This window comes from Enterobacter cloacae complex sp. SHL009 (genome assembly GCF_049237205.1).
GTDB lineage: Bacteria > Pseudomonadota > Gammaproteobacteria > Enterobacterales > Enterobacteriaceae > Enterobacter > Enterobacter cloacae_M.
Window position 1 is genome coordinate 343,283 of record NZ_JBMKIW010000003.1, and the last position, 20,979, is coordinate 364,261.

At 56.1% G+C, this 20,979-nt stretch carries 25 protein-coding genes; 18 read left to right on the top strand and 7 right to left on the bottom strand.

Going from position 1 to position 20,979, the window contains the following annotated elements; genetic code table 11:
- Positions 1 to 264: 264 nt before the first annotated feature.
- The 3 genes from speA to ACOTZC_RS10375 form a co-directional block, all read right to left on the bottom strand.
- Positions 265 to 2,241: a biosynthetic arginine decarboxylase gene (speA, locus tag ACOTZC_RS10365; RefSeq protein WP_008499744.1), complete on the bottom strand. Its 1,977-nt coding sequence runs from the start codon at positions 2,239 to 2,241 to the stop codon at positions 265 to 267.
- 8 nt (positions 2,242 to 2,249) lie between these two features.
- The gene (yqgB, locus tag ACOTZC_RS10370; RefSeq protein ID WP_127312443.1) at positions 2,250 to 2,381 is read right to left on the bottom strand and encodes an acid stress response protein YqgB; all 132 of its coding nucleotides are present in this window, start codon (positions 2,379 to 2,381) and stop codon (positions 2,250 to 2,252) included.
- A 94-nt stretch (positions 2,382 to 2,475) separates the two neighbouring features.
- Positions 2,476 to 2,619 carry a hypothetical protein gene (locus tag ACOTZC_RS10375; RefSeq protein ID WP_420314984.1) on the bottom strand — a complete coding sequence of 48 codons (144 nt, stop codon included), beginning with the start codon at positions 2,617 to 2,619 and terminating at the stop codon, positions 2,476 to 2,478.
- A 425-nt stretch (positions 2,620 to 3,044) separates the two neighbouring features.
- Here ACOTZC_RS10375 and metK point away from each other — a divergent pair, with 425 nt between their 5' ends.
- The 8 genes from metK (at position 3,045) to ruvX (ending at position 10,129) form a co-directional block, all read left to right on the top strand.
- A complete protein-coding gene (gene metK, locus ACOTZC_RS10380) occupies positions 3,045 to 4,199 on the top strand; it encodes a methionine adenosyltransferase (protein ID WP_014885184.1) in 1,155 nt (384 codons plus the stop codon).
- 360 nt (positions 4,200 to 4,559) lie between these two features.
- A complete protein-coding gene (galP, locus tag ACOTZC_RS10385; protein WP_023309123.1) occupies positions 4,560 to 5,957 on the top strand; it encodes a galactose/proton symporter in 1,398 nt (465 codons plus the stop codon).
- 58 nt (positions 5,958 to 6,015) lie between these two features.
- Positions 6,016 to 6,513 (top strand): SprT family zinc-dependent metalloprotease, encoded by a 498-nt coding sequence (locus tag ACOTZC_RS10390; protein ID WP_032667932.1) that lies wholly within the window; start codon positions 6,016 to 6,018, stop codon positions 6,511 to 6,513.
- Between the two features lie 94 nt (positions 6,514 to 6,607).
- The gene (gene endA / locus ACOTZC_RS10395; protein ID WP_023333343.1) at positions 6,608 to 7,315 is read left to right on the top strand and encodes a deoxyribonuclease I; all 708 of its coding nucleotides are present in this window, start codon (positions 6,608 to 6,610) and stop codon (positions 7,313 to 7,315) included.
- Positions 7,316 to 7,366: 51 nt separating this feature from the next.
- Positions 7,367 to 8,098, top strand: a complete 732-nt coding sequence (gene rsmE, locus ACOTZC_RS10400) for a 16S rRNA (uracil(1498)-N(3))-methyltransferase (RefSeq protein ID WP_023309126.1) — start codon at positions 7,367 to 7,369, stop codon at positions 8,096 to 8,098.
- A gap of 19 nt (positions 8,099 to 8,117) precedes the next feature.
- The gene (gshB, locus tag ACOTZC_RS10405; RefSeq protein ID WP_029739222.1) at positions 8,118 to 9,065 is read left to right on the top strand and encodes a glutathione synthase; all 948 of its coding nucleotides are present in this window, start codon (positions 8,118 to 8,120) and stop codon (positions 9,063 to 9,065) included.
- 87 nt (positions 9,066 to 9,152) lie between these two features.
- Positions 9,153 to 9,713: a YqgE/AlgH family protein gene (locus ACOTZC_RS10410; RefSeq protein ID WP_028014368.1), complete on the top strand. Its 561-nt coding sequence runs from the start codon at positions 9,153 to 9,155 to the stop codon at positions 9,711 to 9,713.
- Positions 9,713 to 10,129: a Holliday junction resolvase RuvX gene (gene ruvX, locus ACOTZC_RS10415; protein ID WP_021242076.1), complete on the top strand. Its 417-nt coding sequence runs from the start codon at positions 9,713 to 9,715 to the stop codon at positions 10,127 to 10,129. The genes ACOTZC_RS10410 and ruvX overlap by 1 nt, the downstream gene beginning before the upstream one ends.
- Before the next feature lie 10 nt (positions 10,130 to 10,139).
- Here ruvX and ACOTZC_RS10420 read toward each other — a convergent pair whose 3' ends face one another.
- Positions 10,140 to 11,120, bottom strand: a complete 981-nt coding sequence (locus tag ACOTZC_RS10420; protein WP_023309128.1) for a type IV pilus twitching motility protein PilT — start codon at positions 11,118 to 11,120, stop codon at positions 10,140 to 10,142.
- 17 nt (positions 11,121 to 11,137) lie between these two features.
- Here ACOTZC_RS10420 and ACOTZC_RS10425 point away from each other — a divergent pair, with 17 nt between their 5' ends.
- The 6 genes from ACOTZC_RS10425 (at position 11,138) to ACOTZC_RS10450 (ending at position 14,854) form a co-directional block, all read left to right on the top strand.
- Entirely contained in the window at positions 11,138 to 11,839 is a 702-nt protein-coding gene (locus ACOTZC_RS10425; protein WP_045403918.1) for a YggS family pyridoxal phosphate-dependent enzyme, read from the top strand.
- Positions 11,840 to 11,860: 21 nt separating this feature from the next.
- Positions 11,861 to 12,427, top strand: coding sequence for a YggT family protein (locus ACOTZC_RS10430; protein ID WP_023309130.1), 567 nt, complete (start codon positions 11,861 to 11,863; stop codon positions 12,425 to 12,427).
- The gene (gene yggU, locus ACOTZC_RS10435) at positions 12,424 to 12,720 is read left to right on the top strand and encodes a DUF167 family protein YggU (protein WP_023333349.1); all 297 of its coding nucleotides are present in this window, start codon (positions 12,424 to 12,426) and stop codon (positions 12,718 to 12,720) included. The genes ACOTZC_RS10430 and yggU overlap by 4 nt, the downstream gene beginning before the upstream one ends.
- A 3-nt stretch (positions 12,721 to 12,723) precedes the next feature.
- Entirely contained in the window at positions 12,724 to 13,317 is a 594-nt protein-coding gene (locus ACOTZC_RS10440) for an XTP/dITP diphosphatase (RefSeq protein ID WP_045403921.1), read from the top strand.
- Positions 13,310 to 14,452 (top strand): radical SAM family heme chaperone HemW, encoded by a 1,143-nt coding sequence (gene hemW / locus ACOTZC_RS10445; RefSeq protein ID WP_045403924.1) that lies wholly within the window; start codon positions 13,310 to 13,312, stop codon positions 14,450 to 14,452. Before ACOTZC_RS10440 ends, hemW begins: the two co-directional genes overlap by 8 nt.
- A gap of 63 nt (positions 14,453 to 14,515) precedes the next feature.
- Positions 14,516 to 14,854: an endonuclease domain-containing protein gene (locus tag ACOTZC_RS10450; protein WP_126303077.1), complete on the top strand. Its 339-nt coding sequence runs from the start codon at positions 14,516 to 14,518 to the stop codon at positions 14,852 to 14,854.
- An 82-nt stretch (positions 14,855 to 14,936) separates the two neighbouring features.
- Here the strand turns inward: ACOTZC_RS10450 and ACOTZC_RS10455 are convergent, their stop codons facing one another.
- Genes ACOTZC_RS10455 through trmB form a run of 3 tightly spaced genes read right to left on the bottom strand, consistent with a single transcriptional unit; the run spans position 14,937 to position 16,755 of the window.
- Entirely contained in the window at positions 14,937 to 15,653 is a 717-nt protein-coding gene (locus ACOTZC_RS10455) for a DUF2884 domain-containing protein (RefSeq protein ID WP_023309135.1), read from the bottom strand.
- Positions 15,654 to 15,709: 56 nt separating this feature from the next.
- The gene (locus ACOTZC_RS10460) at positions 15,710 to 16,036 is read right to left on the bottom strand and encodes a YggL family protein (RefSeq protein ID WP_014885198.1); all 327 of its coding nucleotides are present in this window, start codon (positions 16,034 to 16,036) and stop codon (positions 15,710 to 15,712) included.
- Entirely contained in the window at positions 16,036 to 16,755 is a 720-nt protein-coding gene (gene trmB / locus ACOTZC_RS10465; RefSeq protein ID WP_126303078.1) for a tRNA (guanosine(46)-N7)-methyltransferase TrmB, read from the bottom strand. Before trmB ends, ACOTZC_RS10460 begins: the two co-directional genes overlap by 1 nt.
- A gap of 144 nt (positions 16,756 to 16,899) precedes the next feature.
- On the opposite strand from trmB, the gene mutY reads away from it, so the two are divergent.
- The 4 genes from mutY to ACOTZC_RS10485 all read left to right on the top strand — a co-directional run bounded on the left by mutY (position 16,900) and on the right by ACOTZC_RS10485 (position 20,912).
- The gene (gene mutY / locus ACOTZC_RS10470) at positions 16,900 to 17,952 is read left to right on the top strand and encodes an A/G-specific adenine glycosylase (RefSeq protein ID WP_168964397.1); all 1,053 of its coding nucleotides are present in this window, start codon (positions 16,900 to 16,902) and stop codon (positions 17,950 to 17,952) included.
- Positions 17,953 to 17,978: 26 nt separating this feature from the next.
- The gene (locus ACOTZC_RS10475; protein ID WP_023309138.1) at positions 17,979 to 18,251 is read left to right on the top strand and encodes an oxidative damage protection protein; all 273 of its coding nucleotides are present in this window, start codon (positions 17,979 to 17,981) and stop codon (positions 18,249 to 18,251) included.
- A gap of 56 nt (positions 18,252 to 18,307) precedes the next feature.
- Complete coding sequence (mltC, locus tag ACOTZC_RS10480; protein WP_045355622.1) at positions 18,308 to 19,384, top strand: membrane-bound lytic murein transglycosylase MltC; 1,077 nt, start codon at positions 18,308 to 18,310, stop codon at positions 19,382 to 19,384.
- A gap of 271 nt (positions 19,385 to 19,655) precedes the next feature.
- A complete protein-coding gene (locus tag ACOTZC_RS10485) occupies positions 19,656 to 20,912 on the top strand; it encodes a nucleoside permease (RefSeq protein WP_045403930.1) in 1,257 nt (418 codons plus the stop codon).
- Positions 20,913 to 20,979 lie beyond the last annotated feature (67 nt).

The window sequence follows — 20,979 nt, forward strand, 5'->3', positions numbered from 1 at the left end:
ATACATTAAAAACAGATGAAAAAAAATCCCCTCCGCGTCGTTAAACCCGACGAGGAAGGGATTGATTCGTAAATCGCTTATTAGGGCGAATTATCGCCGGTAATGCATACGGGTTCAAGTGAGTATAGCATTCTGCCGGATGGCGGCTTCGCCTTATCCGGCCTACGTTCGTAGGCTAGGTAAGCGCAGCGCCACCGGGCATCAGCGACTTAGCGGTCTGATGCCCTCACCCCGCCCCTCTCCCACAGGGAGAGGGAGGTTTTCCTACTCGTCTTCCAGGTAGGTATACCCGTACAGACCCGCTTCAAACTCTTCCAGGAACTGCTGCTGGAGCGCGTCGTCCAGACCGGTGTTTTTCACCTGATCGCGGAACTGTGTCAGCAGGGTTTTCGGATCGAGCTGAACGTATTCCAGCATGTCCGCCACGGTGTCCCCTTCATCGGACAGCTCAACTTCCACGCTGCCGTCAGGGAACACGAACACGTCCACCGCTTCGGTATCACCGAACAGGTTATGCATGTTGCCGAGGATCTCCTGATACGCGCCGACCATAAAGAAGCCCAGCATCGGCGGGTTCTCCGGGTCGTATTCCGGCATTGGCATCGTCGTTGCGATACCGTCGCCGTCAACATAGTGGTCGATAGCACCGTCGGAATCGCAGGTAATGTCCAGCAGCACCGCGCGACGTTCCGGGGCGTGGTTCAGCCCTTCCAGCGGCAGAACCGGGAACAGCTGATCGATACCCCAGGCATCCGGCATCGACTGGAACAGCGAGAAGTTGACGTAAATCTTATCCGCCATACGCTCCTGCAGCTCGTCGATAATCGGACGGTGCGCGCGGTTGCTCGGGTCGAGCTGTTTCTGCACTTCATGGCACATGTTCAGATAGAGCTGCTCCGCCCACGCGCGCTCCTGCAGGCTGAAGGTGCCTGAAGAATAGCCCACGTGAATATCGTGCAGGTCCATCTGGCTGTCGTGCAGCCATTCGCGCAGGGAACGACGCGTGCCCGGCTCGTGCATCTCCTGCCAGGTTTCCCACATGCTCTGCAGGGAACGCGGCGCATCGTCTGCCGGAGGCGTCGCTTCGGTGGTTTCGCTGCGCTCAACGCCGATGATGTTCGAGACCAGCACCGTATGGTGCGCAGTGACTGCGCGACCGGATTCGGTGATCACCGTCGGGTGCGGCAGGCCGTTCTCTTCACAGGCATCGCCGATCGCCCAGATGATGTTGTTCGCGTATTCGTTCAGGCCGTAGTTCACGGAGCAGTCAGACTGCGAGCGGGTCCCTTCGTAGTCCACGCCCAGGCCGCCGCCCACGTCGAAGCACTGAATATTTACGCCAAGCTTATGCAGCTCAACGTAGAAACGCGCTGACTCACGCACGCCGGTCGCAATATCGCGAATGTTGGCCATCTGCGAGCCGAGGTGGAAGTGCAGCAGCTGAATGCTGTCCAGACGACCGCGCTCGCGCAGGATTTCCACCAGCTGCAGTACCTGGTTTGCCGCCAGGCCGAACTTGGATTTTTCGCCGCCGGAGGACTGCCATTTGCCGGAACCCTGTGACGCCAGACGCGCACGCACGCCAAGGCGTGGCACCACGTTCAGACGCTCGGCCTCTTCCAGCACGATGGCGATTTCGGTCATCTTCTCGATAACCAGATAGACCTTGTGGCCCATCTTCTCGCCAATCAGCGCCAGACGAATGTATTCACGGTCTTTATAGCCGTTACAGACGATCACTGAACGGGTCATGCCCGCATGCGCCAGAACTGCCATCAGTTCAGCTTTGGAACCGGCTTCCAGACCCAGCGGCTCGCCGGAGTGGATCAGAGATTCAATTACGCGGCGGTGCTGGTTCACCTTGATCGGGTAAACCAGGAAGTAGTCACCTTTATAACCGTAGGACTCACGCGCGCGCTTAAACGCGGCGTTAATCGAACGCAGGCGATGTTGCAGGATCTGCGGGAAGCAGAACAGTGCAGGCAAACGCTGGCCCTGAGCCTCACGGGCTTTCACCAGTTTCGCGAGATCCACGCGCGCTTCAGGGACGTCCGGATCCGGGCAGACGCTGATGTGGCCCAGTTCGTTGACGTCGTAATAGTTATTGCCCCACCAGGCAATATTGTAAGTGCGCAGCATCTTGCTGGCTTCCTCGGAGCTCATCGCAACCTCCTGCATAGAACGTAGTACACCCTGTTCGCCCGCTGACGAAGGCGAAAAAGAAGACATGTCGTCAGACATAGCGAACCTCAACTCTTTGTATTAAGTGTAAAACAGTTGACTACTATCGCAGCGTTATACGGCGATAACAACCCATAAACGGCTCCGTTTCCCAGCAGAGTATGCTGAAATCCAGACCGTGCGACCGGTTTCTTATTCATATCATTGTAAAACACGTATCCGAACTCTGTATGACAAGGTTCGGCGAAACCACGAGAAAACTCTTGTATTAACAAGAGCGCCCTTGTTCAGTTTTCACAAAGCGCGACCGGCCCTGGAATCCTGAGAAGCGCCGAGATGGGTATAACATCGGCAGGTTTGCAGACTAAAAATGCGGGTTGCGGGAATCAAATGCGCGCCAGAACGGCTGCGCTGAATTAGCGGAAAACGATGGTTCATTATCTCGTATCACCTCCACGGCCGCTTCTGCTGAAACGGACCCCAAGCCAAAGCTAAAAGTTCACTGCTTAACCCGGCTGGAAGTGGCGACACGATGAGTTCATCGAGCGCTTATTTTATATGAGCCGCGCGCCGCGTTTTATACCGAGAAGGGGGCTAAAAAGCAAAACAAAAATGCGCGTGTTGCCGGAGCCGTCAGGAATTATTGCCAGCAGCAATTTCAACTGAGTGAGAGGTTAGTCAAAAAAAACTGGAAATCGGGCGAAGAAGTGACCTAAAATAGCCATCCAGATGTTAATCCATCTATACTGATTAACACTCATACTGCCAGTGTCAAAAACCTGCAGGCCTTGGTAGAATTATCTCCTTTGGCTATTCCACACAGCAGCTTGAGCTAACCAAATTCCTCTTAGGTGAAATAAAACATGGCAAAACACCTGTTTACGTCCGAGTCCGTATCAGAAGGACATCCTGATAAAATTGCTGACCAAATCTCCGATGCGGTGCTGGATGCGATCCTGGCGCAGGATCCTAAAGCGCGCGTAGCGTGTGAAACCTATGTCAAAACCGGCATGGTTCTGGTTGGCGGTGAGATCACCACCAGCGCATGGGTTGATATCGAAGAGATCACCCGTAACACGGTGCGTGAGATCGGCTATGTGCATTCTGATATGGGTTTTGATGCCAACTCCTGCGCGGTACTGAGCGCAATTGGCAAACAGTCTCCGGATATCAACCAGGGCGTTGACCGTGCCGATCCGCTGGAACAGGGCGCGGGCGACCAGGGTCTGATGTTCGGCTATGCAACCAACGAAACCGACGTGCTGATGCCAGCACCGGTCACCTACGCACACCGTCTGGTGCAGCGTCAGGCAGAAGTGCGTAAAAACGGCACCCTGCCGTGGCTGCGCCCGGATGCGAAAAGCCAGGTCACCTTCCAGTATGACGACGGCAAAATCGTCGGTATTGACGCGGTGGTTCTGTCTACCCAGCATTCCGAAGAAATCGATCAGAAATCCCTGCAGGAAGCAGTGATGGAAGAGATCATCAAGCCGGTTCTGCCTACCGAATGGCTGAGCTCTGCGACCAAATTCTTCATCAACCCAACCGGACGCTTTGTTATCGGCGGCCCAATGGGTGACTGCGGTCTGACAGGTCGTAAAATCATCGTTGATACCTACGGCGGCATGGCGCGTCACGGTGGCGGTGCGTTCTCCGGTAAAGATCCGTCTAAAGTTGACCGTTCTGCGGCGTACGCGGCACGTTATGTGGCGAAAAACATCGTTGCTGCCGGCCTGGCTGACCGCTGTGAGATTCAGGTCTCCTACGCAATCGGCGTGGCTGAACCCACCTCCATCATGGTGGAAACCTTCGGTACCGAGAAAGTGCCTTCAGAACAGCTGACCCTGCTGGTGCGCGAGTTCTTCGACCTGCGTCCATACGGCCTGATTCAGATGCTGGATCTGCTGCACCCAATCTACAAAGAAACCGCTGCATACGGTCACTTTGGTCGTGAACATTTCCCATGGGAAAAAACCGACAAAGCCGCTCTGCTGCGTGAAGCTGCCGGTCTGAAGTAATCGACTGACATCTGCGTGATAAAAGGCCAGCCTTCGGGCTGGCCTTTTTTTGTCGGGTGACGCCGCAAAGGCGCACATATGGAACCGATTACACCGCACCGGATGCGTCTCGCTTTCAGAATATTCTCTTTGCATGATCGCCTTTCTTCTGCTGTTACATCTCATTTCAGTTAAGTCTGAAATGTGTTCTTTCGCGATGCATATCACCTCGTTTACCTCTATATTTTCAAAGCTTTAATTATTTTTACGGTTGCACCTTAGTGTAACCGATTACACCTATGTGATTAATCTCACATATTTTTACGGGTCACTCACCTACCCTTTATATCAATAAAACTGATAACCCAACTGGAGGGCATAATGCCTGACAATAAAAAACAGGGGCGTACGTCCAACAAGGCGATGACATTCTTCGTCTGTTTCCTCGCCGCCCTGGCAGGATTACTTTTTGGCCTGGATATCGGCGTCATTGCCGGTGCATTACCTTTCATTACTGACGAGTTCCAGATCAGCGCTCACACCCAGGAGTGGGTGGTCAGCTCCATGATGTTTGGCGCTGCCGTCGGGGCCGTCGGTAGCGGCTGGCTCTCCTTCAAGCTCGGGCGTAAAAAGAGCCTGATGATCGGCGCGATCCTGTTCGTTGCCGGTTCACTCTTCTCTGCCGCTGCGCCTAACGTTGAGGTCCTGCTGGTTTCCCGCGTGCTGCTCGGCCTGGCCGTGGGCGTGGCGTCCTATACCGCCCCGCTTTACCTGTCTGAAATCGCGCCGGAGAAAATCCGCGGCAGTATGATTTCGATGTACCAGCTCATGATCACCATCGGTATTTTGGGCGCGTACCTTTCTGATACCGCGTTTAGCTACAGCGGCGCATGGCGCTGGATGCTCGGCGTGATCATCATCCCGGCCATTCTGCTGCTGATTGGCGTCTTCTTCCTGCCGGACAGCCCGCGCTGGTTCGCCGCCAAACGTCGATTCCACGATGCCGAACGCGTGCTGATGCGCCTGCGCGATACCAGCGCCGAAGCGAAAAACGAGCTGGAAGAGATCCGCGAAAGCCTGAAGGTCAAACAGTCCGGCTGGGCGCTGTTTAAAGAGAACAGCAACTTCCGCCGCGCGGTGTTCCTTGGCGTATTGCTTCAGGTGATGCAGCAGTTCACCGGGATGAACGTCATCATGTATTACGCGCCAAAAATCTTTGAGCTGGCGGGCTATACCAACACCACCGAACAAATGTGGGGGACCGTCATCGTGGGTCTGACCAACGTGCTGGCGACCTTTATCGCCATCGGTCTGGTGGACCGCTGGGGACGTAAGCCAACGCTGACGCTGGGCTTCCTGGTGATGGCAGCCGGTATGGGTGTCCTCGGTACCATGATGCATGTGGGCATTCACTCACCAACCGCCCAGTACTTTGCGGTCGGCATGCTGCTGATGTTTATCGTCGGGTTTGCGATGAGCGCCGGCCCGCTGATTTGGGTACTGTGCTCTGAGATCCAGCCGCTGAAAGGGCGTGATTTTGGTATCACCTGCTCTACCGCAACCAACTGGATTGCCAACATGATCGTCGGAGCAACGTTCCTGACCATGCTCAATACCCTGGGCAACGCGAACACCTTCTGGGTCTACGCAGGTCTGAATATCTTCTTTATTGTGCTGACAATCTGGCTGGTTCCAGAAACCAAACACGTTTCTCTGGAACATATTGAACGTAACCTGATGAAAGGTCGTCCGCTGCGCGAAATCGGCGCCCACGACTGATCCTCACGCGGGAGGCGCCTCTTGCGCCTCCCCGCTTCGCGCTTTATGCTCTGCCCCTATGAAAGCACCCCGTCTCCCCATCGCCCTTCAGCAAGCCGTTATGCGCTGCCTGCGGGAAAAACTCGCCCAGGCGAACCTGAAGCTCGGCCGCAATTACCCTGAACCTAAGATCGTTTATCAGCAGCGCGGAACCGCGGCGGGTACCGCCTGGCTCGAGCCGTATGAGATCCGCCTTAACCCGGTGCTGATGATGGAAAACCAGCAGGCGTTTATCGAGGAAGTGGTACCGCACGAGCTGGCGCATCTGCTGGTGTGGAAACACTTCGGACGCGTCGCGCCCCACGGCAAGGAGTGGAAGTGGATGATGGAAGCGGTGCTCGGCGTTCCGGCACGCCGCACCCATCAGTTCGAACTGGAATCGGTGCGCCGCAATACCTTCCCCTACCGCTGCCAGTGTCAGCTGCACCAGCTTACCGTCCGCCGCCATAATCGCGTGGTGCGCGGCGAGGCGACCTACCGCTGCGTCAAATGCGGCGAGCCGCTGGTTGCGGAATAATCATCTGAACTTTCAGGAACTTTCCTGATCTGACTGATTGCATACGGGAACAACATTCGTTACGTTGCGGGCTCGTTTTGACACGGAGTGTAAGATGTCCCGTAATTTTTCTCTCGCGGTCGCCTTTCTGACGACGGCGCTCTCAGGCCATGCTCTGGCCGACGGTATCAACAGTTTTTCCCAGGCCAAGGCAGCAGGCGTGAAGGTAAACGCCGATGTGCCGGGGGATTTCTACTGCGGCTGTAAAATTAACTGGCAGGGTAAAAAAGGGGTCGTTGACCTTGAGTCCTGCGGCTATAAGGTGCGTAAAAACGAAAACCGCGCCAGCCGCATTGAATGGGAACATGTCGTTCCGGCCTGGCAGTTTGGCCACCAGCGCCAGTGCTGGCAGGATGGCGGACGTAAAAACTGCGCCAAAGACCCGGTTTATCGCCAGATGGAAAGCGATATGCATAACCTGCAGCCTGCCGTAGGTGAAGTGAACGGCGACCGGGGTAATTTCATGTACAGCCAGTGGAACGGTGGCGAAGGCCAGTACGGCCAGTGCGGTATGAAGGTTGATTTTAAAGAGAAAGTCGCCGAGCCCCCTGCCCGCGCGCGCGGCAGCATTGCCCGCACCTACTTCTATATGCGTGACCGTTACGACCTCAACCTCTCCCGCCAGCAGACGCAGCTGTTCAACGCCTGGGACAAGCAGTACCCGGTGACGGAGTGGGAATGCCAGCGCGACGAACGTATCGCCAGAGTCCAGGGGAATCACAACCCTTACGTCCAGCGGGCTTGCCAGGCGCAAAAGAGCTAACCTACACTACGGCAATTCGCTTATATCGCATGACACATGGAATTTCTGACTATGCGCATTCCCCGCATTTACCATCCTGAACTGATTACCGCAGGCCGCGAAATCGCCTTGTCTGATGACGCCGCCAACCACGTTGGCCGCGTGCTGCGCATGGGCGCAGGCCAGGCAATACAGCTGTTCGACGGCTCGAACCAGGTTTTCGACGCGGAAATCACGCGGTCTGATAAAAAAAGCGTACACGTTAACGTCCTGCGTGGCGAAGTGGATGATCGGGAATCACCGCTGCACATCCATCTGGGCCAGGTGATGTCGCGCGGCGAGAAAATGGAGTTCACCATACAGAAATCCATTGAACTGGGTGTAAGCCTCATTACGCCACTTTTTTCTGAGCGCTGCGGCGTTAAACTGGATGCGGAACGTCTGAACAAAAAGATCCAGCAGTGGCAGAAAATCGCCATTGCGGCTTGCGAACAGAGTGGCCGCAACCGTATTCCGGAGATCCGCCCGGCGATGGATCTGGAGGACTGGTGTGCAGAAGAGGAAAGCGGGCTGAAGCTCAATCTTCATCCGCGCGCCAGCGCCAGCATCAATACGCTGCCCCTGCCCGTTGAGCGCGTACGCCTGCTGATTGGCCCCGAAGGCGGCCTGTCGGCGGACGAAATTGCGATGACGGCACGTTACCAGTTTACTGATATTCTGTTGGGACCTCGCGTTCTGCGCACTGAGACAACGGCACTCACGGCCATTACCGCGCTACAGGTACGGTTTGGCGATCTGGGTTGAAGCATTAACGGAGAAGAACATGATCAAGCTCGGCATCGTGATGGACCCCATCGCAAACATTAACATCAAGAAAGATTCCAGCTTCGCCATGCTGCTGGAAGCGCAGCGTCGCGGCTATGAACTCCACTATATGGAGATGAACGATCTTTACCTGATCAACGGTGAAGCTCGCGCCCGCACCCGCATCGTTAACGTCGAGCAGAACTACGACAAATGGTACGAGTTCGGCACCGAGCAGGATATTGCCCTGGCCGATCTCAACGTCATCCTGATGCGTAAAGATCCGCCGTTCGACACCGAATACATTTACAGCACCTACATCCTTGAGCGTGCAGAAGAGAAAGGCACGCTGATCGTCAACAAGCCGCAGAGCCTGCGCGACTGCAACGAGAAGCTCTACACCGCCTGGTTCTCTGACCTGACGCCGGAAACACTGGTGACCCGCAGCAAAGCGCAGCTGAAGGAATTCTGGCAGAAGCACGGCGATATCATCATGAAGCCGCTGGACGGTATGGGCGGCGCGTCGATTTTCCGCGTTAAGGAGAGCGACCCGAACATTGGCGTGATTGCCGAAACGCTGACCGAACTGGGCACGCGTTACTGCATGGCGCAGAACTATATTCCGGCGATTAAAGACGGCGATAAACGCGTTCTGGTGGTAGATGGCGAACCGGTTCCTTACTGCCTGGCGCGTATCCCGCAGGGTGGCGAAACTCGTGGGAACCTGGCAGCCGGCGGTCGCGGTGAGCCGCGCCCGCTGACCGAAAGCGACTGGGAAATTGCCCGCCGCGTTGGCCCGACGCTGAAAGCCAAAGGCCTGATCTTCGTTGGCCTGGATATCATCGGCGATCGTCTGACCGAAGTGAACGTCACCAGCCCGACCTGCATTCGTGAAATTGAAGCGGAATTCCCGATTTCGATCACCGGAATGCTGATGGACGCTATCGAAAAACGTTTACAGAAATAACCTAACAATACTATTAGTGACAGCGCCTGTGTTTGTCCCCATACTGGGCGTTGTCGCTTTTTAAACCAGGAAACAGTACCTCTGACAATGAATTTACAGCATCACTTTCTTATTGCCATGCCTGCTCTCCAGGACCCGATTTTTCGCCGCGCCGTGGTTTATATTTGTGAATACAATGAAGACGGCGCGATGGGTATTATCATCAATAAACCACTGGAAAATCTTCAGGTTGAAGGAATTCTGGACAAGCTGAAAATCTCGGCTGAAGCGCGACTGCCGGAAATACGGCTTGATAAACCGGTGATGCTGGGTGGACCTCTTGCAGAAGATCGCGGCTTTATCCTGCATACGCCGCCGGTATTCTCTTCCAGTATTCGAATTTCGGATAACACCGTCATCACCACCTCGCGTGATGTGCTCGAAACGCTGGGTACCGCAGAGCAACCTTCTGAAGTGCTGGTGGCGTTGGGCTATTCGTCCTGGGAGAAAGGCCAGCTTGAGCAAGAGATCCTTGATAACGCCTGGCTTACCGCGCCTGCGGACATGAACATCCTGTTTAAAACCCCTATCGCCGATCGCTGGCGTGACGCGGCGAAGCTGATTGGCATTGATATCCTGACCATGCCTGGCGTAGCGGGGCACGCCTGATGAGCGGAACGCTTCTGGCCTTCGATTTTGGTACCAAAAGCATTGGCGTCGCCGTGGGGCAGCGCATCACCGGTACCGCGCGTCCGCTTACGGCCCTGAAGGCCAATGACGGCACGCCAGACTGGAATCTTATCGAGCGTCTGCTCAAAGAGTGGCAGCCGGATGATGTTATTGTTGGGCTGCCGCTGAACATGGACGGCACAGAACAGCCGCTTACCGCCCGGGCGCGTAAGTTCGCCAATAAAATCCATGGCCGCTTTGGCGTCTCCGTGAAGCTGCACGACGAGCGTCTCAGCACCGTCGAAGCGCGTGCGGGCCTGTTTGAGCACGGCGGCTTCCGTGCGCTCAACAAGGGCAGCGTGGACTCTGCTTCCGCCGTGATTATCCTCGAAAGCTATTTCGAGCAGGGCTTTTAAGCACGGGGGCCTACAGCCGGCCCTGCGCCCGTCTCTCCGCCAGGCTCTGGTCAAAGTTCTGCATTCCTGCCTGCTGACCGGTTTGAATGATCCCGGGCAGTTGCCACGTTTTCCCTTCACGAATCAAATTCGCCGCCGCCGCAGTGTTCACCAGCAGTTCATACAACGCGACGCGCCCGCCCTGCAGATCGGGAAGCAGCCTCTGCGCCAGCACCGCTCGCAGGCTGCCGCCCAGCTGGTTACGCACCGGATCTTTCTCCTGCGCCGGGAACGTATCGACCAGCCGTTCAATCGCCTGCGATGCCCCGCGCGTATGCAGCGTCGCCAGCACCAGGTGTCCGGTTTCCGCCGCCGTCAGCGCCAGGCGGATCGTTTCGCTGTCGCGCAGCTCCCCCAGCAGAATAACGTCCGGATCCTGGCGTAAGGCGCTGCGCAGCGCTTCAGCAAATGACGGGCTGTGCTGGCCTATCTCCCGCTGCTGGATCAGACAACGTTCGCTCTGGTAGATAAACTCCACCGGATCTTCAAGCGTGAGGATATGGCCGTCAGCATGGTGGTTGAGAAAATCGACCATCGCCGCCAGCGTAGTGGATTTGCCGCTGCCGGTCGCCCCCGTGACCAGAATCAGCCCGGCGTCATTGGACAACAGTTCCGGGATCGCCCGCGGCGCGCCCAGCGAAGAGAGCTGTGGGCAGCTACGCGGCAGCAGCCGCAGCGTCACAGAGACACCTCTCATCTGCTTAAAGGCACTGCCGCGCAGCCGCTGGCCTCCCGTCACCGTCGAGGCAAAATCCACCTGCCCCTTTGCCCACCATATCCCCTGCTGCTCATCGTTGAGCCACGCTTTCAATAACGCTCCGACATCGGGAGGCGGAAAAGGAGCGGGTTCAAGCCGACCTAATCTGCGCCAGCGCGGTGGCGAATCACTGCACAGGTGTAGATCGGAGACGTTATGCTTTACACTAAGAGCCACAATTTCTTCCACATCCATAGACTACTCCTCGGAAAATGAACGACATTGCGCATAACCTGGCACAGGTCCGGGACAAAATCTCAGCCGCCGCAGCGCGCTGCGGCCGTGCTTCAGAAGAAATTACGCTGCTTGCAGTCAGCAAAACCAAGCCTGCGAGCGCCATCGCAGAAGCTATTGACGCAGGCCAGCGGGCGTTTGGTGAAAACTACGTTCAGGAAGGCGTGGATAAAATTCGCTACTTTCAGGAACAGGGGAATACGGATCTGCAGTGGCACTTTATTGGCCCCCTGCAGTCGAACAAAAGCCGTCTGGTAGCAGAACACTTCGACTGGTGCCACACCATCGATCGCCTGCGTATTGCTACCCGCCTGAATGACCAGCGTCCGGCAGAAATGCCAGCGCTTAACGTGCTGATTCAGGTCAACATCAGCGACGAAAACAGCAAGTCCGGCATTGCGCTGAGCGAGTTGGACGCGCTGGCCGCAGAGGTTGCCGAACTGCCGCGCTTGACCCTGCGCGGGCTGATGGCAATTCCGGCGCCTGAGTCAAGTTATGAAAGGCAGTTTGCCGTGGCACAGCAAATGGCTGTAGCATTTGAGGCGCTTAAAGCGCGCTATAACACGGTAGACACGCTTTCACTGGGCATGTCAGATGATATGGAAGCCGCCATCGCGGCAGGCAGCACTATGGTGCGCATCGGTACGGCAATTTTCGGTGCGCGCGACTACTCAAAATAATAAGGAAACCTGAGGAACGCCATGAAGACGTTGACTTTCCTGCTCTCAACAGTGCTTGAGCTGTATACGATGGCGCTTTTGCTGCGCGTCTGGATGCAGTGGGCCCGCTGTGATTTTTATAATCCGTTCTCGCAGTTTGTCGTGAAAATCACGCAACCTGTTGTCGGACCTCTGCGCCGCATTATCCCGGCGATGGGTCCCATCGACAGCTCGTCTCTGCTGGTGGCGTTTATTCTGAGCGTTATCAAAGCGATCGTGCTGTTTATGGTCATCACCTTCCAGCCGATTATCTGGATTGCTGCGGTCCTGATTTTAATCAAAACCATCGGCCTGCTGATTTTCTGGGTGCTGCTGGTCATGGCCATCATGAGTTGGGTAAGCCAGGGGCGTAGTCCGGTAGAATATGCGCTGATCCAACTGGCCGAACCGCTGCTGCGCCCGATTCGCAATCTGCTGCCTTCGATGGGCGGTATTGATTTCTCGCCGATGATCCTGGTTCTGCTGCTCTATGTGGTCAACATGGGGATCGCTGAGCTGTTACAGTCCACGGGCGATATGCTGCTGCCGGGGCTGTGGATGGCGCTATGAGTGCCGTAAGCACCTGCGCTGACGGGCTGGTTTTGCGGCTGTATATTCAGCCGAAGGCCAGCCGTGACAGTATTGTCGGGCTGCATGGCGACGAGTTAAAAGTCGCCATCACCGCCCCGCCGGTTGACGGTCAGGCGAACGCGCATCTGACTAAATATCTGGCAAAACAGTTTCGCGTTGCCAAAAGCCAGGTCATCATTGAAAAAGGTGAACTTGGGCGACATAAACAGGTAAAAATCCTTAATCCGCAATCTATCCCGACGGAAGTCGCGGCTCTGAAAGAACAGGACTAAACCATGCAGAAAGTTGTTCTCGCGACCGGCAACGCCGGTAAAGTGCGCGAGCTGGCCTCGCTATTAAATGATTTTGGGCTGGACGTGGTTGCCCAGACCGATCTGGGCGTGGAGTCCGCCGAAGAGACGGGGCTGACGTTTATCGAAAACGCGATCCTGAAAGCGCGTCACGCCGCGCAGATTACCGGCCTGCCCGCGATTGCCGACGACTCCGGCCTGGCCGTGGATTTTCTCGGCGGTGCCCCGGGGATTTACTCTGCGCGCTATTCCGGCGTTGACGCCACCGACCAGCAGAATCTGGAAAAGCTGCTTGTCGCCCTGAAAGACGTACCGGACGAACAGCGCACCGCGCAGTTTCACTGCGTGCTGGTCTATATGCGTCACGCGGAAGACCCTACGCCGATTGTCTGCCACGGCAGCTGGCCGGGCGTGATTACCCATGAAGCAGCTGGCAACGGCGGCTTTGGCTACGACCCGATTTTCTTTGTCCCGACCGAGGGCAAAACCGCTGCGGAACTGACCCGCGAAGAGAAAAGCGCGATTTCCCACCGTGGACGCGCGCTGAAACTGTTACTGGAAGCACTGCGTAATGGCTAATTTGCCGCCTCTGAGTCTGTATATTCACATCCCGTGGTGCGTGCAGAAGTGCCCGTACTGCGATTTCAACTCGCACGCCCTGAAGGGCGAAGTGCCGCACGATGACTATGTTGCGCATCTGCTGGCCGACCTGGACGCCGATGTCGCTTACGCACAGGGACGTGAAGTTAAGACCATTTTCATTGGTGGCGGTACGCCGAGCCTGCTGTCCGGCCCGGCAATGCAGACGCTGCTGGACGGCGTGCGTGCGCGCCTGAACCTGGCGGCGGATGCGGAAATTACCATGGAAGCCAACCCCGGCACCGTTGAGGCTGACCGTTTTGTCGACTATCAGCGCGCGGGTGTAAACCGCATCTCCATCGGCGTGCAGAGCTTTAGCGAACCGAAGCTAAAACGTCTGGGACGCATTCACGGCCCGGAAGAGGCGAAGCGCGCGGCAAATCTGGCGACCGGGCTGGGCCTTCGCAGCTTCAACCTCGATTTGATGCACGGCCTGCCGGATCAGTCGCTGGAAGAGGCGCTGGACGACCTGCGCCAGGCGATCGAACTGAACCCGCCGCACCTGTCGTGGTATCAGCTCACCATTGAGCCAAACACGCTGTTCGGTTCCCGCCCGCCGGTGCTGCCGGACGACGACGCGCTCTGGGATATCTTCGAGCAGGGTCACAGGCTGCTAACCGCTGCGGGCTATCAGCAGTATGAAACGTCCGCGTATGCGAAGCCGGGCTATCAGTGCCAGCACAACCTGAACTACTGGCGCTTTGGCGACTACCTGGGAATTGGCTGCGGCGCGCACGGCAAGGTGACCTTCCCGGACGGGCGCATTCTGCGCACCGCCAAAACCCGCCACCCGCGCGGATACATGGAAGGCCGCTACCTGGAGCGTCAGCACGACGTTGAGGCGGCGGATAAACCGTTTGAGTTCTTCATGAACCGCTTCCGTCTGCTGGAAGCCGCGCCGCGCGCGGAGTTTGCGCGTTACACCGGGCTGCCGGAGTCGGTGATTCGCCCGCAGATCGACGAAGCGCTGGCCCAGGGGTATCTCACCGAGAGTGAGGAATACTGGCAGATCACCGAGCACGGCAAGCTGTTCTTAAACTCTCTTCTTGAGCTGTTCCTCGCCGAAGAATCCTGAAGGCTTATTCAGGATTTTGCATCCCGCTCTGCCGGCTGAGGAAAAGGCTGGCAGAGTGTGGGGATGGAAAAATCAAAACAACTCCGCAAACAAATGACGCCCGAAGAATTACGCCTCTGGTATTTGCTCAGGGGTCGTCGCTTCTTTGGGTATAAGTTTCGTCGGCAGATGCCTATTGGTCCGTACATCGTGGATTTAGCCTGCTTTAAGGCGAAGCTGATCGTTGAGCTGGACGGGGGTCAGCATCAGAACAAAGAGAAGTATGATTCACGACGTACCGAGTTTTTGAATGCGAACGGATGGGAAGTCTTACGGTTCTGGAATAACGAATTCAGGGCTAATGAGGAGGAGGTGTTGATAGCTATTCTGCAACGACTGCAATGCCTGATGCCCTCACCCTAACCCTCTCCCCATGGGAGAGGGAACGATTACACCCTCTCCCATGGGGAGAGGGCCGGGGTGAGGGGCCCAGCGCGCAGAGATCTTACTTAAGCGTCCCCACCAGCGCCTTCCGGCTATCTTCCAGCGACACCACGCGTTTACACACGTCTTTGCCGAACTGCTGGAAATCATCTTCCTGGTTCTTCCACTCGTTCTGAATGGAGGTCTGCAAGCCGCCCAGACTGCCCAGCACGCCCTGCAGCGGGTTACCGCCGCCCTTCAGCACGGCTTTCGCCCCCATTTCGTTGATGCTGTCCTGCAGGATGCCGCCCATCGCCTGATTCACCAGCTGCTGCCCGTCAGCGCGGACCTGATCAATCGCCTTGTAGTGGAACGTCAGGCCGTCGGTGCGCGTCTCGATAATGCGGTTCATCTGCTCTTTAAGCTGCTTATCGAGCTTCGTCAGGCGGGTGCGCATGTTGCTGCTCTCACCCACTTCTTTAGTAATGATCTTATCCAGCGCCACGCGGCTTTTCTCAACGCGGGTCAGCGCGCCGTCGTTGATCCACGGCAGTGCGGTACGCAGCTCAGCCTGGTAATCCTTCGCCTGCTCGCGCTGCGCGGCAGTCAGGTTTTGCGGCTTGCCGTTAAACGTCACGTTACCATCCGGCGTAATCACCAGATTGCCGTTCTCGCCTTTGACCTGCACGGTTTGCGGGCTTAACACCACGTCATCACGCGGGGTGACGCTACATTGATAATCCGCATGGGCGGTGAATCCGGTTGCCATCAAAGCAACAGCCAGCAACGTTTTGCGCATCTTAAACACTCCCTCAGACAAAATGGGCCAGCTAATGCTGGCCCCTTATTGCTTTATTAGTCCCACCAAACGTCGAAAAGTTCGCTGACGCGGACATCTTCTAGCTTGTGGTCTTCAAGCCATTTACGTACCAGCGCCTGATGTTCTTCGGTGCATTTACCCACTTCCTGGGTGCAGATCAGACCTTCCCAGGCCAGGTAACCGCTACCGTCGAAGGCCAGCTTGTTTGGCTCAATCACGTCATTGATGAACGCATCCACGTCCTGATCGATCTGCTCTACACTGGTGCCTTCCGGGAAACGCCACGCTACGGAGAAGCCCACTTCCTGGAATTCTTCGATATGCATCTTTTTACGCAGACGACGGCTACGATTCTTTGCCATTATTTCACCCTCTCGAACATTAAGTCCCATACACCGTGACCAAGACGATGGCCACGCTGTTCAAATTTCGTTACCGGACGCGATTCCGGACGCGGTACATAGTCGTTGCTCGCAGACTGGTTTTTGTAACCGTCCAGCGACGACATCACTTCCAGCATATGTTCCGCATACGGTTCCCAGTCGGTCGCCATATGGAAGACACCGCCCAGCTTCAGCTTGCTTTTAACCAGCTCGGCAAACGGTGCCTGAACGATACGGCGTTTATTATGACGTGCTTTGTGCCACGGGTCAGGGAAAAAGAGCTGAACCATGGTTAAAGAATTGTCAGGAATCATTTTATGCAGCGCTTCCACCGCGTCGTGACACATCACGCGCAGGTTCTCAACGCCCTCTTCATGGGCCGTTGCCAGGCATGCACCCACGCCCGGGGAGTGGACTTCGATACCGAGGAAGTTCTGCTCCGGGCGAGCTTTCGCCATGGTCACCAGCGAGGCGCCCATACCAAACCCGATCTCCAGCGTGACGGGTGCTTCGCGGCCAAACAGTTCAGCAAAATCCAGAGGCTGCTCGCTGAACTCAACGCCCATCACCGGCCAGTAGTTGTCCAGCGCGTGTTGCTGCCCTTTTGTCAGGCGGCCCTGACGGCGGACAAAGCTGCGAATACGGCGCAGCGGGCGACCGTTTTCATCAAATTCCGGTGAAATGACGTCGTTTTTCATAAAAGAGTTGTCTGCTTGTGAGAATGTTCGGGAAACGGGCATTATCCAAAGTTAAGGCTTCTATGCAAGCATGGGAAAGATCCGGTTTACAGCAGATTGACGCTGTGCTGCAATCTGCGTCCCTGATTATGCGAATCGATGACCATGCAAGCCTCTCAATTTTCAGCCCAGGTGCTGGACTGGTACGACAAATACGGGCGTAAAACTCTGCCCTGGCAAATTGAAAAAACGCCTTACAAAGTATGGCTCTCCGAGGTGATGTTGCAACAAACGCAGGTCGCCACGGTGATCCCTTACTTCGAGCGTTTTATGGCGCGCTTCCCGACGGTGACCGATCTGGCCAACGCCCCGCTGGACGAGGTCCTGCACCTGTGGACCGGTCTTGGCTATTACGCCCGCGCGCGTAACCTTCACAAGGCCGCACAGCAGGTTGCCATGCGCCACAACGGGAAATTCCCGGAAACCTTCGATGAGGTGGCCGATCTCCCCGGCGTAGGACGTTCAACCGCAGGCGCCATTCTCTCCCTGTCTTTAGGCAAGCATTTCCCGATCCTCGACGGCAACGTGAAGCGCGTGCTGGCACGCTGCTATGCCGTCGACGGCTGGCCGGGTAAAAAGGACGTTGAAAAACGTCTCTGGGAAATAAGTGAAGCGGTCACCCCGGCCAACGGCGTCGAGCGTTTCAACCAGGCGATGATGGATCTCGGCGCGATGGTCTGCACGCGCTCAAAACCAAAATGCGAACTCTGCCCGGTGAATAATCTCTGCGTGGCGTATGCCAACCATTCATGGGCGCAATATCCGGGTAAGAAACCCAAACAGACGCTGCCGGAGCGCACCGGCTATATGCTGCTGATGCAGCACGGCGACGAGGTCTTCCTCGCCCAGCGTCCACCGAGCGGTCTGTGGGGTGGTCTATACTGCTTCCCACAGTTTGAAGATGAAGATTTGCTGCGTGAATGGCTTAAACAGCGCGGGATTGCTGCCGATAACCTGACGCAGCTGACCGCGTTTCGCCATACGTTCAGCCATTTCCACCTGGATATTGTACCCATGTGGCTTCCCGTGTCGTCATTTGCCTCGTGCATGGATGAAGGCACCGCTCTCTGGTATAACTTAGCGCAACCGCCATCAGTCGGACTGGCGGCTCCCGTGGAGCGCCTGTTACAGCAATTACGTGCCGGTGCAATGGTTTAGCATCGACAAGAAAAAGAGGAATGAGTATGGCCAGAACGATTTTTTGTACTTTCCTGCAGCGTGACGCTGAAGGCCAGGATTTCCAGCTTTATCCGGGCGACCTGGGTAAACGCATCTACAATGAAATCTCCAAAGAAGCCTGGGGACAGTGGCAGAAAAAGCAGACCATGCTGATCAACGAGAAAAAACTCAGCATGATGAACCCGGAACATCGCAAGCTGCTGGAGCAGGAGATGGTGAGCTTCCTGTTCGAAGGTAAAGACGTGCACATCGAAGGCTATACGCCACCGGAAAAATAACAGCGTGCGGGGGAACCCCCGCCGTTAAAGCAAACACAACACGCACTCCCGGAATGATGAAAAAACTTTTAGCGCTAGCCCTTGTTGCGCCGTTGCTTGTCTCGTGTTCGTCAAAAAAAGGCGAAGATTACAACGAAGCCTGGATCAAGGACACCAACGGTTTTGACATTTTGATGGGGCAGTTTGCCCACAACATCGAGAACATATGGGGATTTAACGAAGTTCTTATTGCAGGACCTAAGGACTACGTTAAGTACACCGACGCCTATCAGACCCGAAGCCACATCAACTTTGATGAGGGTACGATAACGGTTGAAACCATCGCAGGCACCGACCCTGCGGCACGACTGCGTCAGGCGATCGTCAAAACCCTGCTGATGGGTGACGATCCTGGATCTATCGATCTCTACTCCGATGCCGACGATATCACGATCTCGAAAGAGCCGTTCCTGTACGGCCAGGTTGTCGATCAGACTGGCCAGCCGATCCGCTGGGAAGGTCGCGCCACGAAATTTGCCGACTACCTGCTGCAGACGCGCCTGAAAAGCCGCTCTAACGGTCTGAAGATTATCTACAGCGTCACCATCAACCTCGTCCCGAACCACCTGGACAAGCGTGCGCATAAGTACATTGGGATGGTGCGTCAGGCCTCGCGCAAGTACGGCGTGGATGAGTCGCTGATCCTGGCGATTATGCAGACCGAATCCTCGTTCAACCCGTACGCGGTAAGCCGTTCCGACGCCCTGGGGCTGATGCAGGTAGTGCAGCACAGCGCCGGTAAAGACGTCTTCCGCGCGCAGGGGAAATCCGGCACGCCGAGCCGCAGCTATCTGTTCGATCCGCAGAGCAACATTGATACCGGCACGGCCTATCTGGCGATGCTGAACAATGTGTACCTGGGCGGAATTGATAACCCAACGTCACGCCGCTATGCGGTGATCACCGCCTATAACGGCGGCGCGGGCAGCGTGCTGCGCGTCTTCTCGAATGACAAAGTGCAGGCCGCAAACATCATCAACAGCATGGCGCCGGGGGATGTCTACTCTACCCTCACCACCCGCCACCCGTCTGCGGAATCCCGCCGGTACCTGTATAAGGTGAATACGGCGCAGAAAAACTATCGTCGCCGGTGATCGGCACACCTTCTCCCCTCTGGGAGAAGGTGTTCTGTTTCCCCTCTCCCTGTGGGAGAGGGTCAGGGTGAGGCATCAGGCCGCACCTATCCAACACCACCCATACGAAAATGTTATTTGCATCACAATCCAAACTGCAAATTAATGTGGATTGCATTTTTTTGCGGGAGGTAACAAAACATATCGTTGCCAACTGATAGAATTGCATCAAATAACAACCCTGAATGTTCCTATAACAACATATCTCCCGCTCACTTGTGAGGAAAGTAACATGAACCTTAAGCTGCAGCTTAAAATTTTGTCGTTTCTGCAGTTCTGCCTGTGGGGTAGCTGGCTGACTACACTCGGCTCCTATATGTTTGTGACGCTCAAGTTCGACGGTGCGTCAATCGGTGCCGTTTACAGCTCGCTCGGTATTGCGGCTGTCTTCATGCCAACGCTGCTGGGCATCGTGGCGGATAAATGGTTGAGTGCGAAATGGCTGTACATGCTTTGCCACCTGGTGGGCGCGGGGACGCTGTTTATGGCAGCCCAGGTGACCACGCCGGGGGCGATGTTCATGGTGATCCTGCTTAACTCGCTGGCCTATATGCCAACGCTTGGCCTGATCAACACCATCTCCTACTACCGCCTGAAGTCCGCGGATATGGATATCGTGACCGATTTCCCGCCAATCCGTATCTGGGGAACTATCGGCTTTATCATGGCGATGTGGGGCGTGAGCTTCGCGGGCTTCGAACTGAGCCATATGCAGCTCTATATCGGCGCAGCGCTCTCCGTGCTGCTGGCGATCTTTACCCTGACGCTGCCGCACATTCCGGTCTCAAACCAGCAAAAAAACCAGAGCTGGAGCACCATGCTCGGCCTGGACGCCTTCGCGCTGTTCAAAAACAAACGCATGGCGATCTTCTTTATCTTCTCCATGCTGCTGGGCGCGGAGCTGCAGATCACCAACATGTTCGGCAACACCTTCCTGCACAGCTTCGACAACAACCCGCTGTTCTCCGGCAGCTTTATCGTTGAACACGCGTCGGTGATGATGTCCATCTCTCAGATCTCTGAGACGCTGTTCATCCTGACCATCCCGTTCTTCCTGAGCCGCTACGGCATCAAGAACGTCATGCTGATCAGTATCGCGGCATGGATGTTGCGCTTCGGTCTGTTCGCCTACGGCGACCCAAGCCCGTTCGGCACCGTGCTGCTGGTGCTGTCGATGATCGTTTACGGCTGCGCATTCGACTTCTTCAACATCTCCGGTTCGGTGTTTGTGGAAAAAGAGGTGAAGCCTGAAATTCGCGCCAGCGCGCAGGGTATGTTCCTGATGATGACCAACGGCTTCGGCTGTATTCTGGGCGGAGTGGTAAGCGGTAAAGTGGTTGAGATGTATACCACCAACGGCATTACCAACTGGCAGCCTGTGTGGCTGATCTTCGCGGCGTACTCGCTGGTGCTGTTCTTCGCGTTCATCGCGCTGTTCAAGTACAAGCACGTGCGTGAACCGCACGGTGCGCAGCCAATAGCGCATTAATCTTTGCGGTATTGTGCCCGGTGGCGGCTTCGCCTTACCGGGCCTACAAAAACACCGTTCACAGGCC